Genomic DNA, 16078 nt, shown 5'->3' on the forward strand with positions numbered 1-16078 from the left:
GAGCGTTTGCCCGCGGTTCCACCCTAGTTGATACACAAAATGTGCATCCACTTTATCACGTATTGCTCGAGACTGCCGTTTCCTCGCAGCTTCAGGCTTTCACTATCCCTGAATCGCTTTTTATGCAAGTACTTATAAGTCCGTCATCGCTACTTATATTAATAATAATGAACATATTTTAACACGTTCTTTTTTAAATCTCAATAGAGGAACGTGCCCACCTAGGATAGAGTTTCGCCTATTTTTTCGTTATTTATTCCGTAATTTTGCTTAATGTGCTTAATTGCTTCGCGTTTACTAAGCGAGGCAAGTTCGTTGTTTTGAACGTATTCCCATACTACATCTGGTTTTGTTTTTGCATATTCGCGAAGGACCCAGCCGATTGCTTTTTGAATGAAAAATTCTTTTGAGGAATGTAGTTGTCCGATAATCCAGAAAAGGAGTTCTTCATCCATTTTTTGTTTATATTTTAGCTGGAATAAAATAGCGGCACGTTGTAACCATATGTTTTCTGATGCAATCCACTTTGGAATATATGCAGAAATTAATTCTGGATGTTTTAAAAAGATAGCACCTAAAAATGTAGGGACGATGCTATCAACAGAATCCCACCAAGATTTTGTGACAATAAGCTCTTCTAAAAATGGGATGTGAGTTTCATTTATGTGTTTTTTATATTTTTGCATGATATCGAGTGCGGCAGCTTGAAATTCACGTTCTGGTAGGTCCCAAAGTTCACGCACGATAATTTGGAAGTCCTTTTTATCTGGGAGAGTATGTATTTGAATTACGTCTTTCAATAACTGTCTTCTCTCAGGAGTTTGAATACCAAGAAACGGGAAGTGATTTTTCATATAACGTGCCATCGGTTCTGCTTTTTCGGGATTTTGATGAGCTGTAAAATGCTCTTGTAATGCCTTTACAAATGGATGCATAGGTATGTACTCCTCTCTCATTATCTTTCTTTTCTTATTATACAAAGAGTTTGGTTAAATTTTAAAACATAACTTGCACTGTAATGAAATATGTTGAGAAGAGAGAGGAGAGGATAAGATGGAAGATCAAGGCGTACTAGCAGGTTTCTTTGCTCTTAGTTTTGCGTTTATGCTTGTTATAATAATTTGGGCAATTATTTCGTATTTGTTAACGGCTTTTGCACTTTATACGATGGCAAAAAATGATGGTGCAACTGATGGTGTTCTTGCTTTTATTCCGTTTATAAATAGTAAGATATGGGGTGATTTAGCGAAAGATAAATTACCAGATTTCTTGAAAGAAGAAGCAGGGTGGAAAGTATTTGGCATATATGTTGGATGCTTCATCTTTAATTTCGTACCAATTCTATATATATTAGCAACAGCTGTATCACTTGTACTGTCTATTTATCTTATCTATGCTATTTTGGATAGATACGGAACGAATTCCATACTATTTACGATCATTCATACAATCACATTTTCGGTTTTCTTGCCGATTCATTTGTTCATTATTCGGAATGAGCCGGTGAGGTATAACGAGTAGGCGTATCAAAGTTGCCCTGCGGTCGATATATTTGGTTCTATAATAATTCGGATATGCTGAAAAAAGAACGAAAGCGCCCTGCTGAGCAGGGCGCTTTTTTCTACTACATAAGATAGCGTAAGTAAATGTAAATATGAGAAATGATTAATGAAACGATCATAATTGGGAAGCCGACTTTAAGGAATTCCATGTAGCTGAATTTATGTCCTTCACGACTTGCGATACCAGCTACGATTACGTTAGCAGAAGCCCCGATTAATGTTCCGTTTCCACCTAAGCAAGCACCTAATGCTAATGCCCACCATAGTACGTCGACTTGTGCGTCAGAAGGTGATAAACCTAGCCCAACTGCCATATCGTTAATAAGTGGAATCATTGTTGCGACGAATGGAATGTTATCGATTGTTGCAGAGGCGATACCAGATACCCATAGAATAAGGATAGATGCCTGAGAAATATCTCCGCCTGTTATTCCAATTACTTTTTGAGCTAACATTTTGATAAGCCCGATATCAATAAGTCCTCCAACGAGTACGAATAGTCCCGCGAAGAAGAAGATTGTTACCCACTCTACACTTGCGAATACCTCTTCAATTTCATGCTCTTTCACACCGATTAGCATAAGTACAGTAGCGCCAGTTAAGGCGATGATAGCTGCATCAATATGGAAAATGGAATGAGTCATGAAACCTAAAATAGTAAGGCCAAGTACTGTTAAAGATTTCTTCATTAATACTGGGTCTTTAATGTATTGTTTTTCATCTAAGCTCATTAATTTTTTAATTTGTACAGGATCAGCAATTAATTGCTTACGGTACATGAAGTAAAGAATTGTTGCCGTAACAGCAATAATGATGATCACGATAGGTGCTAAGTTGAATAAGAAAGCATTGAAATCTAAATGCTTATTTGCAGAACCAATCATAATGTTTGGCGGATCACCAATTAATGTTGCTGTTCCTCCGATATTTGAAAAAATAATTTCAGAAAGTAAATATGGAACAGGATTTACTTGCAAGATGCGCGTAATAGATAAAGTAACTGGAACAACAAGAAGTACTGTTGTAACGTTATCTAAAAATGCGGAGCCGAGCGCGGTAAGTAAGGAAAGTGAAATTAAAATTTTAATTGGATTTCCTTGTGCTCCTTTTGCGGCTTTAATGGCAACGTATTGGAAGACACCTGACTTACTTGTAATGTTTACGAGTATCATCATACCGATGAGTAATGTAATTGTTCCCCATTCAATATGTTTCGTAAAGGCATTGTGTAAGTCAACGACCCCTGCAATTACCATGAATGCTGCACCAAGAAGTGCGATGACAGCACGGTTAATTTTTTCAGAAATAATAATGGCATATGTAATTAAAAAGACTGCGATAGCGAAATAATACTGCCAGTTTGCGAGTTCTTGCGTTGTTTCGTGCAAAACTCTCATCTCCTTTCATTCACTTTTCTTAGTGTGTCAAAAAATTAACTAGATGAAACACACATAACGTCATTATAAAGTAGAAAAATGGCGGATGTAAATGGAAGGGTTTATTTTGTCATATTTTCTGCATAGGTCATTTTTTCTTATTTTTAAAAATATTTGTGGGCATCTGACATATATATAAGATACATCCAATCTGAATATTTAAAATCGAATCAGCATTCGAGCTTGTTCGTGTAGGAGTGTCAAATAGAAAGGAATGACAAATATGATAAGGAAGGGATCGTATGGATGAACAACGATTTTTGTTTTTAGACTTTGAGTTTACGATGCCCCAGCATAGAAAAAAGCCAAAAGGTTTTTTCCCAGAAATTATTGAGGTCGGACTCGTTTCAGTTGTTGGTTGTAAGGTGGAAGATACGTATTCATCGCATATTAGACCGAAAACATTTCCGTCTTTAACGGATCGATGTAAAAAATTTTTAGGAATTAAACAGGAAGTAGTGGACAAAGGAATTTCTTTTCATGAACTTGTTGAGAAACTTGCAGAATATGAGAAGAGTGGTAAACCGACAATTGTAACGTGGGGAAATATGGATATGAAAGTCTTAAAGCATAACTGTGAAATGGCGGGAGTAGAATTTCCATTCTTTGGACAGTGTCGTGATTTATCGCTTGAGTATAAGAAGTTTTTTGGAGAGAGAAATCAAACAGGGCTGTGGAAAGCAATTGAGGCGTATGGAAAAGCAGGAACAGGAAAGCATCATTGTGCGCTTGATGATGCGATGACGACATATAATATTTTTAAGTTAGTAGAAAAAGATAAAGAGTATTTAGTCAAACCAGCACCTCCGACATTAGGGGAACTTGTTGATTTTTCGAAAGTGTTAAAGAAAGTGAGTACACAGTAACGACCAAATTGCAAAATATGTAATTTGGTCGTTTTGTTTTTTAAAGTTTGTAATCTTGCTTCAATTGCTGAAGTGTTTCTAGACTACGCCCCGCAAAAGGTGAATCATCTTCAGAAAATGAATTCATTTGAGTTTCTAATGCTAATTTTAGTGACTCTGTATAATCCGGAATTTCTCCTTCATATTTCTTCACCATTTGCTCTGGAATGTTCGTCTGTTCACGAAAAGCTAAAGCACGTCTTTCATGGAAAAATGGTACGTCAGCTTGTTTTACGTTATGTAAGTCACCTTGCACTGGATGTTTTAAAACAGCTAGTACTTTTACGACGTAACTGCCAGGACGGCTATTTGTAATTTCGCCGATGTATTTTCCAGTTTTATAAATACCAGTAACGATTTCACCAATTTCAAATGTTTCTCTCATATTTTTCACCTCAAGTTTATAGTAAGGAAAGTGCGCGAAGGAGTCAAAGAAATCATTCGCTTTCGGAACGCCCCCCTTGAGAATATGACAGGCTTCAATTATAATTTAAGATGATAAAACAGAAAATTCTGATGTTTATTCTTACTATAAATTCCCCGATAAGGAGTGTTTCATATGATGCCTTTATATTTTCCTGAAGATAAAACGGAGTATATTATTCCAGGTATTGTTTGCGTTCTATTTATCATCGGTGCGGTCGCTACGTGGCGTATGTTTATTCGTGTATCAAAACGAGAAGCAGAGCGATTACAGAAAGTAGAAGAAAAGCTTTTAGCTGAAAAGAAACGGTAATTCATTTTGTATGTTTCCCTCTATGCTCGGACAATCTAAGGGCAGAAAGCATTTTGGAGGGAATTGAATGAAAAGACGGCTTTTTTTCAGTTGTTGTTTATTATTTCTAATGGCGGGTTGTGACCAAGGGAAGCCGAAAGAAATTGATGTGAAATTACATAATGCTTCAGGTGATGAAGTTGGGACTGCAAAAGTAGTTCAGCAAACAAGTGGAGTGAAAATTACGATTAAAGCGGAAGGCTTTACACCAGGACCACACGGGATACATGTGCATGAAATCGGAGAATGTAAAGCGCCACGTTTCGAATCATCTGGGAATCATTTTAATCCGGATAATAAAAAACATGGGCTCTTGAATCCGAAAGGTGCGGAAAATGGTGATTTACCGAACGTAGTTGCAGACGGTTCGGGAAAGATTAAAGCAGAAATCGATGCTCCGCATATAACGCTTGAAGAAGGAAAAACGACGATTCATAGAAAAGATGGAGCGTCTATTATTATTACAGAAAACGCTGATGATGGTATGACGCAACCAACGGGTAAATCTGGTGGCCGAATTGCTTGCGGTGTTATCGTAAAAAAAGTGTCGGATATGAAGAAAAAATAGAAGCTACCGTGAATGGTAGATTTTGTTGTAAAACCGCATGATAGTAAGTGGAATTATATCGATTTATCGAAAAAAGGAGGCTATCCCAAAATCATTTTGGGATAGCCTCCTTTTTTGTTATGAGAATGTATGGTGTAGTCTGTTTAAAATTTCTTCTAAAACAGATCTAGGACAGCCAATGTTAATTCGGATATAGGCTTCCCCGCCCATTCCGTATTTCTCACCAGGCTCAACGATGATTTTACCTTTCTCTTCAAGCAATGCTGTTCGTTCATCTTGAGAAAGATCCAAGTGGGAACAATCAATCCACAGTAAAAAACTACCTTCTGGTTTAATTACAGAAAGAGCTGGTATGTGATTTTGAATATACTCACAAGCAAATTGAGCGTTATCTTCAACGTACAATCGAATTTCATTTAGCCAATCATTACATTCTGTATAGGCACTTTGCATTGCTGTATAAGCAAATGTATTTAATCCGTGGAATCCTTGTCTATATTGGATAGACATAAAGGCATTACGGAGATTTTCATTCGGAATAATAATGATCGATGCTTGTAATCCAGCGATATTAAATGTTTTGCTCGGAGCCATACAAGTAATAGTGCGTGCTGCTAATTCTTCAGATAAAGAAGCAAACGGTGTATGAGTATGGCCTCTATAAATAATATCGGCGTGAATTTCATCCGCGACAACGGTTACATTATATTGCGTACATAACGTACCGAGTTTTGTTAGCTCCTCTTTCGTCCAAACGCGCCCGATAGGATTGTGAGGGCTGCAAAGAAGCATTAGTTTTACACCTTGTTTAAATTGAGTTTCTAGATGCTCGAAGTCTATCTTATATATGCCATTTTGTTTAAATAAGGGACTCTCACATAATTGTCTATTATTTGTTTTGACCATTTCAAAAAATGGTGGATAAATAGGAGGTTGTACGAGTACGGCTTCTCCTTCTTTCGTTATAGCTTGTATGCTCGTACTAAGAGCTGGAACGATACCTGCGCTAAATACAATCCATTCTTTTTGTATTTCCCAATTGTATTGGCTTTTCGTCCAATTACAAATGATATCCCCAATATTTTCAGGAGGAAGTGTATAGCCGAAAATAGGATGTTCTGTGCGTTTTTGTAATGCAGTTTGAATTGGTTTTGGTACTTCAAAATCCATATCGGCAATCCAAGCGTGGATGAGCTCTTCATTTTTATATGTATCCCATTTTGTACTATGCGTTCCGCGACGATTTACCGTTTTATGAAATAGTTGCATATGTTTGCTCCTTTCTTCTGTCAAACTGTTAAGTTATGAAAATTCTCACTCTTCTTATAGAATAGCTGATGTGATACGATAAAGAAAAGCATTAAAAAGTGAAAAGGCGGGAAGCAGATGGGTGCATATGACAAAATGATTGAGGTTGTGAAAAATTGGGATCCGTTTCAAATGGGACCGGAGTTTTATGAAACAGAAGCGAGCGATGTTGTAAACGTCGTAAGTGTGTTTGATGATCCGAAATACATCGCAAAGAAGATTCAACATATATACTTTATGTCTTTTGAAGAAGTACCTGCACTTGAAAAATGCGAAAAATTAGCAGTAGAGTTACTCGTACTAAAAGAAGGCGGAAGTTGTTCGTTATAGGCTGTCGGAATTTACGACAGCCTTTTTGTTTATTTTCATTTGTGCTGATTGATTAAAGCTTCACCTTATCCCGCTATTTGCGGGCAGTAAGACTCCCGCCTCAAAATTCGGTTGAAGCAAAGAGGTTAGGCGAGAAATCAAACTGCCCGTAAAAACCCGATTGGTGAAGGCTAATAATCCGTGGGGATAGAACCGCTCGCGGATAAAGCTTCACTTTATTGCGTCGCAAACGTAATAATTTCTTCATAAACATGATCGGGCTTTTCTTCAGGTAGTAAGTGCCCTGTATTTTCGTAAGAAATGAAAGTTGAATTAGGTAGGTCCTTATGGAGACGGTGTCCTACATGTACAGGGACGACGCGATCTTTTTCACCCCAAATGAGTAATACTGGGGTTTCGATTTTTTGTAATTCAGTTGAAGATAAGTCACCTTCCCGGTCTCTTATCATTCGAGTTAAGGCAGGGAATATACGATCATCATAAAAAGGAGCAGCATAGCCTTCCATCATTTCATTGTCAATTAATGAATGGTCATGAACGACATTCATTAAGTTATGGACGATGCCCCTTCGAATAATCCAGTTCTTCACGTATAAGTGGAAGAACGGTAAATAAGAGGAGTACAGTAAAGGTAAGTTTGCGCGTGCTAAATAACTAGAGCTACATAGTAAAATCGTCTTTGAAATTAATTCAGGGCGTAGTCGGTTTACAAAGAGTGAAATTTGTCCGCCCATAGAATGGCCAACTAATACAATATTCGAGAGAGATAAATGTTCGATTAAATCGATAATAATAGCTGCTAAATTGTGATAAGAATATTTAAAGAGATGAGATTTATCACTTTTTCCGAATGGTGGTAAATCAAGGGCAATTACTGTACCTTCCTTTGTTAGTAAAGGAATGAGTCGTCGATAGCTAAATGAGGAAGAGAGGAAGCCGTGAACGAGTACGAAAGTAGGTCGTTCTTTTTTAGTATTATGTTCATACAATTCGTAATGAATAGTAGTCCCGCGAGTGGAAAAAGTGAAGTAAGGGCATTTGCATTCATGGTTCATTTTTTGTCACTCCATTGATTTTTGTTCATATCATCTCCCGGCAAGAAACAAAATATGTTAACAAAAAAAGGGAAGATGACATCGTCATCTTCCCTTTCGCTTATTTATCCCGCTATTTGCCGGCCCGTAAAAGCCCGATTGGTGAAGGCTAATAATCAGTGGGGATGGACAAAACCCCCACTGATTAAAGTTTCACTTTATAATTACCCACGCACAATATTAGGTGGTGTTTTTCCTTGTAATCCTGCTACTAAATTTTCAGCAGCTGTCATTGCCATTTGCTGCCGAGTTTTTAATGTTGCAGATCCGATGTGCGGTAAAGTTACAACGTTTTGTAATGATAAGAGTGGATTCTCTTTTTGAATCGGCTCTTGTGTAAATGTGTCGATGCCGGCTGCAAATATTTTCTTTTCTGTTAACGCATGAATTAATGCAGTTTCATCTACTGTTTTCCCGCGAGAAGCATTAATGAAAATTGCTGTTTCTTTCATTAGTGAAAATTCCTTTTCACCGATAAGATGATACGTTTCATCTGTTAATGGAGTAAGAAGAATAATAAAATCAGATTGTTTGATTAAAGTTTGTAAATCACAATATGTAGCATCAAATTTTTGCTCAGCTTCTTCTTTACGGCGACGGTTATAGTAAAGGACATTCATATCAAAGCCGAATTTCGCTCGTTTTGCGACAGCTTCTCCAATTCGTCCCATTCCGATAATACCAATCGTACTATGATGTACATCTAGTCCGAAGTGTTCTTTTCCAATTTCAGCGTTCCATTCACCATTTTTTACATAGGAATTGAGTTCGCAAACACGGCGACCAGCAGATAACATAAGAGCGAAAACGAGATCGGCTACTGTATCATCTAACACATATGGAGTATTCGTTCCGATAACATTTTGTTTCTCCATCGCTTTTAAATCAAAGTTATCATGGCCAACAGAAATGTTACTTACTACTTTTAAATTAGGAGCAACCTGCAATAATTCTTCATTTATAGTAGATCCGAAATTTAATAACCCATCTTTATCTTTTATTTTTTCTAATAGAACATCACGAGGTACTTTCTCGTTTTGATCCCATTTTTCAAAATCACAGTGTTCTGATAAATAGTTTTCTACAAATGTTGGAACTGGTTCAGCAATATATACTTTTGGTTTCACGGTTCCATCCCCTTTCACTTTATCCTGCGTTTTTTCACTTTACCCCGATTTAACGGACAGTAAGCCTCCCGCCTCAAAAAGCAGCTTAAGCAAAGAGATTAGGTGGGAAAGCAACGGTCCGTAAAAGCTCGATTGGTTCAAATAATAATCAGCGGGGTGAGTCTTTCCACTGATTAAAGTTTCACTTTATTTTGACATAATTCACTAAAAAAATCTTCTTTTCAAATTGGAAAGAGTATTTGTATAATTTAGACAGAAACTAAAAGGAAGGATGATTTATATGGTGAAAGAGAAAGAATTGGAATTATTAGCTTGTCTTGAAAAGAATAGTCGTTTATCTGTAGATACATTAGCGAAGTTGTTAAATATAGAAGTAGAAGAAGCGAAAAAAATGGTTACGAAATTAGAAAGTGAAAAGATTATCGTGGACTATGTAACACATATCGATTGGACAAAAGTGAAAGAACATACTGGTTTAACGGCGATGATTGATGTGAAAGTTACACCGAAGCGTGGTGTCGGTTTTGATGCAGTAGCTGAACAAATTTATCGCTATTCAGAAGTGAAATCCGTTTATTTAATGTCTGGGACATATGACCTTTCTATTACATTAGAAGGAAAGACGATGGGAGAAGTAGCGATGTTTGTTTCTGAGAAATTAGCAACAATTGAATCTGTCGTTTCAACGACAACTCATTTTATTTTGAAGAAGTATAAACATGAGGGGATTATTTATGAAAAGACAGATGATGATAAGAGAATTGTGGTGACACCGTGAAGCAATTTGACCTATCTAGAGTAGCAGAATCTTTACAACCGTCCGGTATACGAAAGTTTTTTGATTTAGCGGCAAGTATGAAAGGTGTTATTTCACTTGGAGTGGGAGAGCCGGACTTTGTTACACCTTGGAATGTAAGGCAAGCATGTATTCGTTCTTTAGAACAAGGATATACGTCATATACAGCAAATGCAGGATTATTGGAGCTCCGTCAAGAAATAGCAAAGTATCTAAAAAAACAATTTGCAGTATCTTATGATCCGAATGATGAAATCATTGTTACAGTTGGAGCGAGTCAAGCGCTAGATGTAGCGATGCGTGCTATTGTAAACCCTGATGATGAAATACTTATTATTGAACCAAGTTTCGTTTCGTATGCACCGCTTGTTACGTTAGCGGGCGGGGTCCCAGTTCCAGTGGCGACTTCATTAGAAGATGAATTTAAAGTACAGCCAGATCAAATTGAAGCAGCTATTACAACGAAAACAAAGGCAATATTACTTTGTTCTCCCAATAACCCAACAGGCGCAATGTTAAATAAATCCGAATTAGAAAAGCTAGCAGTTATTGTTGAGAAGTATAATTTAATCGTGTTATCGGATGAAATTTATGCAGAGCTCGTATACGACGAAGCATATACGAGTTTCGCGAGTATTAAAAATATGCGTGACCATACGATTTTAATTTCAGGGTTTTCAAAAGGGTTTGCCATGACGGGATGGCGTCTTGGGATGATTGCAGCCCCTGTTCAATTTTCAGAATTAATGCTCAAAATCCACCAGTATTCAATGATGTGTGCACCAACGATGTCTCAATTTGCAGCGCTTGAAGCATTACGCGGGGGAAATGATGAAGTAATTCGAATGAGAGATAGCTATAAAAAGCGTCGTAACTTTATGACGACATCTTTCAATGAAATGGGCTTAACATGTCATGTGCCAGGCGGGGCATTTTATGTCTTCCCTTCTATAGCTTCAACCGGACTATCTTCAGCAGAATTTGCAGAGCAGTTATTATTAGAAGAAAAAGTGGCTGTTGTTCCTGGAAATGTGTTTGGCGGGAGTGGTGAAGGATTTATTCGTTGTTCATATGCAACATCGCTTGAGCAACTTATGGAAGCAATGAAGAGAATGGAACGGTTCATAGAGAATAAAAAAAGGACAAAACACAATACGTTTTGTCCATAAAAGGGGGGGAATACTAGAAAGCCATGTGTTAGTATTCTATCCTAATATTGGAGAATTATACGTATTACAGGAAATTTTTTCGTGAATTTTGAATGAGTTCTATCGAAGTGGTATAATTTACTAATATAAGGTGGAGTATCCTCGGTGTTTTACTTAGGATACTTACTCACTAATCGGATATTTAACAATAAATACATCTGCTTTGCTATTTACAATTGTAGAGAAAATGGTAAACGTATGGGAGTGTTTCACATGTCAGAACAATATACAACGGGAGTGGTTGTAACAGGGAAAGTAACTGGAATTCAAGATTACGGTGCATTTGTAGCTTTGGATGCAGAAACACAAGGACTTGTGCATATATCTGAAATCACAAATGGGTATGTAAAAGACATTCATGACTTTTTAAAGGTCGGAGATACAGTAGAAGTAAAAGTACTTTCAATTGATGAAGAACACAGAAAAATGAGTTTATCGTTAAAAGCGGCGAAAAGAAAGCAAGGACGAATTCTTATACCGAATCCATCAGAGAACGGATTTAATACACTGCGAGAAAAGCTAGCAGAATGGATTGAAGAGTCGGAGGTAATAAAGTAAAAGAGGAACGCATATGAGCGTTCCTCTTTTACTGTGACTTATGATATATATATTTGCAAATATGATTGCATGCAATCATATTCGTATGTCGGAGGCGAAAAAGACATACTGACTATTGAATTTCATGTGTTTCTGGGTGAGTACCAAGATTCTCGGATGGTTTAAATAGTAAGCCGAGATTGATAAGCCCAGAAATACCAACGATGCCGTAAATAATACGTGCAAGAGCTGAGTTCTGTCCCCCGAAAATAGCCGCTACTAAGTCAAACTGGAAGAACCCGATCAGTCCCCAGTTAACAGCGCCGATTACAGTGAAGACTAATGCGATACGTTGCAAGGTACTCATGAAAAGCCCCCCCTTAATGTGAAGCGTGAGCAAGCAAGGAGTTAATAAGAAAATTTAACTCCTTTATAGAATGGTATAGTTTTGTTGTTTTTATACATGAAAAATGTACGAAAAACGATGTATATACATCTATACCGAAAAATTCGAATTTTTATGCAAAAAATGAACTTTTTCTAAAAAATAAATAATGGTTACGTTTACAATTGTTGAATCGCTTGATTTACAACTTTAGTTTCGCTAAAGTGAATACAGAAATACATATACATAATTGGAGGGAAAAAGATGAGTACACATGTAACGTTCGACTATTCTAAAGCGTTATCCTTCATCGGTGAAAATGAACTAACTTATTTACGTGATGCAGTAAAAGTAACACATCATGCAATCCACGAAAAAACTGGAGCTGGGAACGATTTCCTTGGGTGGGTAGAGCTTCCGCTTCAATATGACAAAGAAGAATTCGCTCGCATTCAAAAATGCGCAGAAAAAATTAAAAATGACTCTGACATTTTACTTGTTGTAGGTATTGGTGGTTCTTACCTAGGAGCACGCGCAGCAATTGAAATGTTAAACCATTCTTTCTATAACACGCTTTCTAAAGAACAACGTAAAACTCCACAAGTGCTATTTGTTGGACAAAACATTAGCTCCACTTACATGAAAGATTTAATGGACGTACTAGAAGGTAAAGACTTTTCTATTAACGTTATTTCCAAATCAGGTACAACAACAGAGCCTGCAATCGCATTCCGTATTTTCCGTAAATTATTAGAAGAAAAGTATGGAAAAGAAGAAGCACGCAAACGTATTTATGCGACTACAGATAAAGCGCGCGGTGCTTTAAAAACATTATCTGATAATGAAGGCTACGAAACGTTCGTTATTCCAGATGATGTTGGCGGTCGTTTCTCTGTATTAACACCAGTAGGTTTATTGCCAATCGCTGTAAGTGGCCTAAACATTGAAGAGATGATGAAAGGTGCAGCTGCTGGTCATAATGATTTCGCGAAATCAGAACTTGAAGAAAACCCAGCTTACCAATACGCAGTAGTTCGTAATGCTCTATATAATAAAGGGAAAACAATTGAAATGCTTGTTAACTATGAGCCAGCACTTCACTACTTCTCTGAGTGGTGGAAACAGTTATTTGGTGAAAGTGAAGGAAAAGATCAAAAAGGTATTTTCCCATCTTCAGCAAACTTCTCAACTGACTTACACTCATTAGGTCAATACATTCAAGAAGGTCGTCGTGACCTATTCGAAACAGTTCTTAAAGTAGGTAAATCTACACACGAACTAAAAATCGAATTAGACGACAACGATTTAGATGGATTAAACTACCTTGCTGGTGAAACGATAGACTTCGTAAACACAAAAGCATACGAAGGTACATTACTTGCACATAGCGATGGCGGAGTACCAAACTTAATCGTAAACATCCCTGAATTAAATGAGTACACATTCGGTTACCTTGTATACTTCTTCGAAAAAGCATGTGCGATGAGCGGCTACCTATTAGGCGTAAATCCATTTGACCAACCAGGAGTAGAAGCATACAAGAAAAACATGTTTGCTTTACTTGGTAAACCAGGATTTGAAGAATTAAAAGCAGAATTAGAAGAGCGTTTAAAATAATAAAAAGCGATCGGGTCTCCGGTCGCTTTTTATTATTTTATTGAAAGGTACATCGGTATATTCAAACTAGAATGGGTATGCTAAAGGAAAAGTCTAGGAGGGATGGGCTTGATTCCGATTCAATCAAAATTAGAAGGATGTACATATGCGTTATATAAGTTAGAAGAGGTTATGAAACCACTTGGATATAGTATTGGCGGCAATTGGGATTATGATAAAGGATGCTTTGATTATAAAATCGACGAAGAAGAAGGGTATCAATTTTTACGCGTACCATTTACAGCGGTGGATGGGGAACTAGATGTGCCTGGTGTAATAGTCCGTCTTGAAACACCGTATATTCTTTCGCACGTATATCAAGACGAACTAGATGATAATGTTAATGCTTTAACAGCTGGAACGAGTGGATTGGATCAATTTGCGGAGCCGCAAGATCCAGATGGAGATGTGAAAAGAAAGTATGTCAATATTGGTAAAGTATTGGTACAAGAACTAGAAAATCATTTTTTTAATGGTGAATAACGATGAGTATGTCGCTTTCGATGAGAATGAAAGAATGAACTGGATTGATCATATATTGTTCGTCGCGCTTTACACCTAGTAAGAGAATGTTTTGCTTTAAAAGAGTATAGCTACAATTTGCAAAGGATTGTCCGGTACAGGACGGGGGAATCTCCATCAGTTGTAATTTGTTATCAGAGATTTCATCGTAAAGTGAGAATAGTACACCTGAAATGGAAGGGAATAAAAGAGAAGCGGTAAATACATAGCTCGTTAATTTATTTCCTTCTATAATTTCTGATACGCCAGCTCTCGTTGCATTTTGGATTTGTTCAGAAGTAAGAAGTTCAGCGATGCAGTGAATGTTTGGATTAAGTCCTTTTGCAGTTAAAATATTTAAAATGGACTGTGTATCTGCTAAGCTTTCGTTCTTCTCTTTATCCGCTGTTATTAATATAGTGTGAGCTGTTGTAATGTTAGCTTTTAATAAAGTTTGATCGTGATGCGGACAACCTTTTATAAATTCTAAATGATGAAATGGCTTTGGAAGTAAAGAAAGTGTTTCATCAATTAAAACGATATCAAGGTTCGGTTGTAATATGTGCATTTGTTTTACAACATGTTTTGCACGCTCATTCCAGCCAACGATAATCATATGACCATTAGAGGTAGCAGCTGTTTCACCTTTAATTCTCATATATTGTTTATTAATCATGTCGGTAGCGAATAGAACCATATAATAAGAACAAAATCCCGTTCCTAATAAAATAATACATATACCAATAAGTTTTCCTATCGTTGTATGGGGGGCGAAATCGCCGTATCCAACGGTGAAAATGGTAACGATTGACCACCAAACCCCGTCGAACCATGTGGTGAAGTGAGATGGCTCTAATATATGTATAAGAAAGCCGGAGAGGGCAGTAAGTACAATAATAAAGCAAATTAAACGGAAAATAATGGAATCACGAAATGTATCTACTAAATTCGGACGGGATTTCAAGTTCCTATTCCTCCTTACTTTTCAGGACTACATTCATTGTTACCATTATAGAAAAAAGAAAAACTCTCTAATTAAAAAGAGAGTTCATTTCATAATTAATACATACTTTCAACTTCAGTTTGTTGAACACTTTCAAGATGCTGAAGAGCATAATAAACATCAGCAGTATGTCTTTTTTGATCGATAGACAATTTTAAATGTAAATAGTGCGAACCATTTTCCAATGTTTTGAGCTTCATGTTCTTAACTTTTATATCCATTTCTTTTATTTCTTCAATTACGGTCGGGATATTGTCCATATTTCGTACAACGAGTCTCACTGCGATATCACGTTGGCGAAATGATCTAGGACCGACGTATTTCATCGCTAATGGTATAAGTTCTACACTAATCATAAGGAAACACATTCCGAAAATAGCCTCGATATAGAAACCAGCTCCAACGGCAATGCCGATGCCAGAAGCACCCCAAATCATAGCGGCGGTCGTTAACCCCGCAATACTATCGTTTCCTCTGCGTAAAATTACACCGGCACCTAAAAAACCAATTCCTGATACAATTTGAGCGGCAAGTCGAAGTGGATCCATATTCATATGATCGGTATGTGGTAAGTTGTAAGCTGCTTTAATAGAAACAATAGTTAGGAGGCAACTAATAATAGAAATAACTAAACACGTTTTTAAGCCGAGTGGTTTACGTTTTAATTCGCGCTCTAAACCGATAGCGAATCCTAAAATAGCCGAGAGACCTAGTTTTATTAATAAGTCGGTGTAGTCCATGTATATTCCTCCTTGTATGATATGGTATATGAATAAAACGTTTATCCCACTATTTGCGGGCAGTCAGCCCCGCCTCAAAATTCGCCGAATGCGAGAAAGTTAGGTGGGAGACGACTGCCCGTAAATGCCCGATTGGTGAAGGCTAAT

The 16078-nt window shown here is 37.1% G+C and carries 19 protein-coding genes; 10 read left to right on the forward strand and 9 right to left on the reverse strand.

Features of this window, described 5'->3' with window-relative positions:
- Window positions 1-221 precede the first annotated feature (221 nt).
- Complete coding sequence (locus MKX66_RS22680) at window positions 222-935, reverse strand: DNA alkylation repair protein (protein WP_002034554.1); 714 nt, start codon at window positions 933-935, stop codon at window positions 222-224.
- A gap of 118 nt (window positions 936-1053) precedes the next feature.
- Between MKX66_RS22680 and MKX66_RS22685 the strand changes: the two genes are divergently transcribed.
- Window positions 1054-1521 (forward strand): hypothetical protein, encoded by a 468-nt coding sequence (locus MKX66_RS22685; protein WP_002034556.1) that lies wholly within the window; start codon window positions 1054-1056, stop codon window positions 1519-1521.
- Window positions 1522-1624: 103 nt separating this feature from the next.
- Here the strand turns inward: MKX66_RS22685 and MKX66_RS22690 are convergent, their stop codons facing one another.
- Window positions 1625-2950 (reverse strand): ArsB/NhaD family transporter, encoded by a 1326-nt coding sequence (locus MKX66_RS22690; RefSeq protein WP_002139350.1) that lies wholly within the window; start codon window positions 2948-2950, stop codon window positions 1625-1627.
- A 290-nt stretch (window positions 2951-3240) separates the two neighbouring features.
- Between MKX66_RS22690 and kapD the strand changes: the two genes are divergently transcribed.
- The gene (gene kapD / locus MKX66_RS22695) at window positions 3241-3864 is read left to right on the forward strand and encodes a 3'-5' exonuclease KapD (protein ID WP_002034559.1); all 624 of its coding nucleotides are present in this window, start codon (window positions 3241-3243) and stop codon (window positions 3862-3864) included.
- Window positions 3865-3904: 40 nt separating this feature from the next.
- Here kapD and MKX66_RS22700 read toward each other — a convergent pair whose 3' ends face one another.
- Window positions 3905-4288 (reverse strand): kinase-associated lipoprotein B, encoded by a 384-nt coding sequence (locus tag MKX66_RS22700; RefSeq protein WP_001209324.1) that lies wholly within the window; start codon window positions 4286-4288, stop codon window positions 3905-3907.
- 174 nt (window positions 4289-4462) lie between these two features.
- On the opposite strand from MKX66_RS22700, the gene MKX66_RS22705 reads away from it, so the two are divergent.
- Both MKX66_RS22705 and sodC read left to right on the forward strand, forming a co-directional pair.
- Window positions 4463-4639, forward strand: a complete 177-nt coding sequence (locus MKX66_RS22705; protein WP_000982764.1) for a hypothetical protein — start codon at window positions 4463-4465, stop codon at window positions 4637-4639.
- 67 nt (window positions 4640-4706) lie between these two features.
- Window positions 4707-5246 carry a superoxide dismutase [Cu-Zn] gene (gene sodC / locus MKX66_RS22710; RefSeq protein WP_002143588.1) on the forward strand — a complete coding sequence of 180 codons (540 nt, stop codon included), beginning with the start codon at window positions 4707-4709 and terminating at the stop codon, window positions 5244-5246.
- A 117-nt stretch (window positions 5247-5363) separates the two neighbouring features.
- Here the strand turns inward: sodC and MKX66_RS22715 are convergent, their stop codons facing one another.
- On the reverse strand, window positions 5364-6515 hold the full coding sequence (locus MKX66_RS22715) for a MalY/PatB family protein (RefSeq protein WP_341087176.1): 1152 nt from the start codon (window positions 6513-6515) through the stop codon (window positions 5364-5366).
- Window positions 6516-6632: 117 nt separating this feature from the next.
- Between MKX66_RS22715 and MKX66_RS22720 the strand changes: the two genes are divergently transcribed.
- Entirely contained in the window at window positions 6633-6884 is a 252-nt protein-coding gene (locus MKX66_RS22720; protein WP_002015854.1) for a YugE family protein, read from the forward strand.
- A gap of 215 nt (window positions 6885-7099) precedes the next feature.
- On the opposite strand, the gene MKX66_RS22725 is transcribed toward MKX66_RS22720, so the two are convergent.
- On the reverse strand, window positions 7100-7939 hold the full coding sequence (locus MKX66_RS22725; protein WP_002034539.1) for an alpha/beta fold hydrolase: 840 nt from the start codon (window positions 7937-7939) through the stop codon (window positions 7100-7102).
- Between the two features lie 203 nt (window positions 7940-8142).
- Window positions 8143-9123 (reverse strand): 2-hydroxyacid dehydrogenase, encoded by a 981-nt coding sequence (locus MKX66_RS22730; protein WP_002034537.1) that lies wholly within the window; start codon window positions 9121-9123, stop codon window positions 8143-8145.
- Between the two features lie 262 nt (window positions 9124-9385).
- Here MKX66_RS22730 and MKX66_RS22735 point away from each other — a divergent pair, with 262 nt between their 5' ends.
- From MKX66_RS22735 to yugI, 3 genes are all read left to right on the forward strand, one after another.
- Entirely contained in the window at window positions 9386-9883 is a 498-nt protein-coding gene (locus MKX66_RS22735; protein ID WP_341087177.1) for an Lrp/AsnC family transcriptional regulator, read from the forward strand.
- Complete coding sequence (locus MKX66_RS22740; protein WP_002129685.1) at window positions 9880-11070, forward strand: aminotransferase; 1191 nt, start codon at window positions 9880-9882, stop codon at window positions 11068-11070. The genes MKX66_RS22735 and MKX66_RS22740 overlap by 4 nt, the downstream gene beginning before the upstream one ends.
- Window positions 11071-11322: 252 nt before the next feature.
- A complete protein-coding gene (gene yugI / locus MKX66_RS22745; protein ID WP_002015848.1) occupies window positions 11323-11667 on the forward strand; it encodes a S1 domain-containing post-transcriptional regulator GSP13 in 345 nt (114 codons plus the stop codon).
- A gap of 112 nt (window positions 11668-11779) precedes the next feature.
- On the opposite strand, the gene MKX66_RS22750 is transcribed toward yugI, so the two are convergent.
- Window positions 11780-12013, reverse strand: a complete 234-nt coding sequence (locus tag MKX66_RS22750; RefSeq protein ID WP_002034535.1) for a DUF378 domain-containing protein — start codon at window positions 12011-12013, stop codon at window positions 11780-11782.
- Between the two features lie 282 nt (window positions 12014-12295).
- Here MKX66_RS22750 and MKX66_RS22755 point away from each other — a divergent pair, with 282 nt between their 5' ends.
- Window positions 12296-13648 carry a glucose-6-phosphate isomerase gene (locus tag MKX66_RS22755; protein WP_002015845.1) on the forward strand — a complete coding sequence of 451 codons (1353 nt, stop codon included), beginning with the start codon at window positions 12296-12298 and terminating at the stop codon, window positions 13646-13648.
- A gap of 108 nt (window positions 13649-13756) precedes the next feature.
- Window positions 13757-14170 (forward strand): YugN-like family protein, encoded by a 414-nt coding sequence (locus MKX66_RS22760; RefSeq protein ID WP_002131278.1) that lies wholly within the window; start codon window positions 13757-13759, stop codon window positions 14168-14170.
- Here the strand turns inward: MKX66_RS22760 and MKX66_RS22765 are convergent.
- Window positions 14157-15152 (reverse strand): potassium channel family protein, encoded by a 996-nt coding sequence (locus MKX66_RS22765; RefSeq protein ID WP_061673634.1) that lies wholly within the window; start codon window positions 15150-15152, stop codon window positions 14157-14159. The two genes, MKX66_RS22760 and MKX66_RS22765, sit on opposite strands and share 14 nt — an antisense overlap.
- A gap of 95 nt (window positions 15153-15247) precedes the next feature.
- Entirely contained in the window at window positions 15248-15931 is a 684-nt protein-coding gene (locus tag MKX66_RS22770; RefSeq protein WP_002143579.1) for an MgtC/SapB family protein, read from the reverse strand.
- Window positions 15932-16078: the final 147 nt, after the last annotated feature.

It is taken from the genome of Bacillus sp. FSL R9-9530, assembly GCF_038008145.1.
GTDB classification, from domain to species: Bacteria; Bacillota; Bacilli; order Bacillales; family Bacillaceae_G; genus Bacillus_A; species Bacillus_A mycoides.

What these genes read in the sequence shown, in the direction of transcription:
- MKX66_RS22715 (WP_341087176.1), bottom strand. Translation starts at nt 6,515, where the DNA reads ATGCAACTATTTCATAAAACGGTAAATCGTCGCGGAACGCATAGTACA.
- MKX66_RS22755 (WP_002015845.1), top strand. Translation starts at nt 12,296, where the DNA reads ATGAGTACACATGTAACGTTCGACTATTCTAAAGCGTTATCCTTCATC.
- yugI (WP_002015848.1), top strand. Translation starts at nt 11,323, where the DNA reads ATGTCAGAACAATATACAACGGGAGTGGTTGTAACAGGGAAAGTAACT.
- MKX66_RS22705 (WP_000982764.1), top strand. Translation starts at nt 4,463, where the DNA reads ATGATGCCTTTATATTTTCCTGAAGATAAAACGGAGTATATTATTCCA.
- MKX66_RS22735 (WP_341087177.1), top strand. Translation starts at nt 9,386, where the DNA reads ATGGTGAAAGAGAAAGAATTGGAATTATTAGCTTGTCTTGAAAAGAAT.
- MKX66_RS22725 (WP_002034539.1), bottom strand. Translation starts at nt 7,939, where the DNA reads ATGAACCATGAATGCAAATGCCCTTACTTCACTTTTTCCACTCGCGGG.
- MKX66_RS22770 (WP_002143579.1), bottom strand. Translation starts at nt 15,931, where the DNA reads ATGGACTACACCGACTTATTAATAAAACTAGGTCTCTCGGCTATTTTA.
- MKX66_RS22685 (WP_002034556.1), top strand. Translation starts at nt 1,054, where the DNA reads ATGGAAGATCAAGGCGTACTAGCAGGTTTCTTTGCTCTTAGTTTTGCG.
- sodC (WP_002143588.1), top strand. Translation starts at nt 4,707, where the DNA reads ATGAAAAGACGGCTTTTTTTCAGTTGTTGTTTATTATTTCTAATGGCG.
- kapD (WP_002034559.1), top strand. Translation starts at nt 3,241, where the DNA reads ATGGATGAACAACGATTTTTGTTTTTAGACTTTGAGTTTACGATGCCC.
- MKX66_RS22720 (WP_002015854.1), top strand. Translation starts at nt 6,633, where the DNA reads ATGGGTGCATATGACAAAATGATTGAGGTTGTGAAAAATTGGGATCCG.
- MKX66_RS22680 (WP_002034554.1), bottom strand. Translation starts at nt 935, where the DNA reads ATGCATCCATTTGTAAAGGCATTACAAGAGCATTTTACAGCTCATCAA.
- MKX66_RS22750 (WP_002034535.1), bottom strand. Translation starts at nt 12,013, where the DNA reads ATGAGTACCTTGCAACGTATCGCATTAGTCTTCACTGTAATCGGCGCT.
- MKX66_RS22700 (WP_001209324.1), bottom strand. Translation starts at nt 4,288, where the DNA reads ATGAGAGAAACATTTGAAATTGGTGAAATCGTTACTGGTATTTATAAA.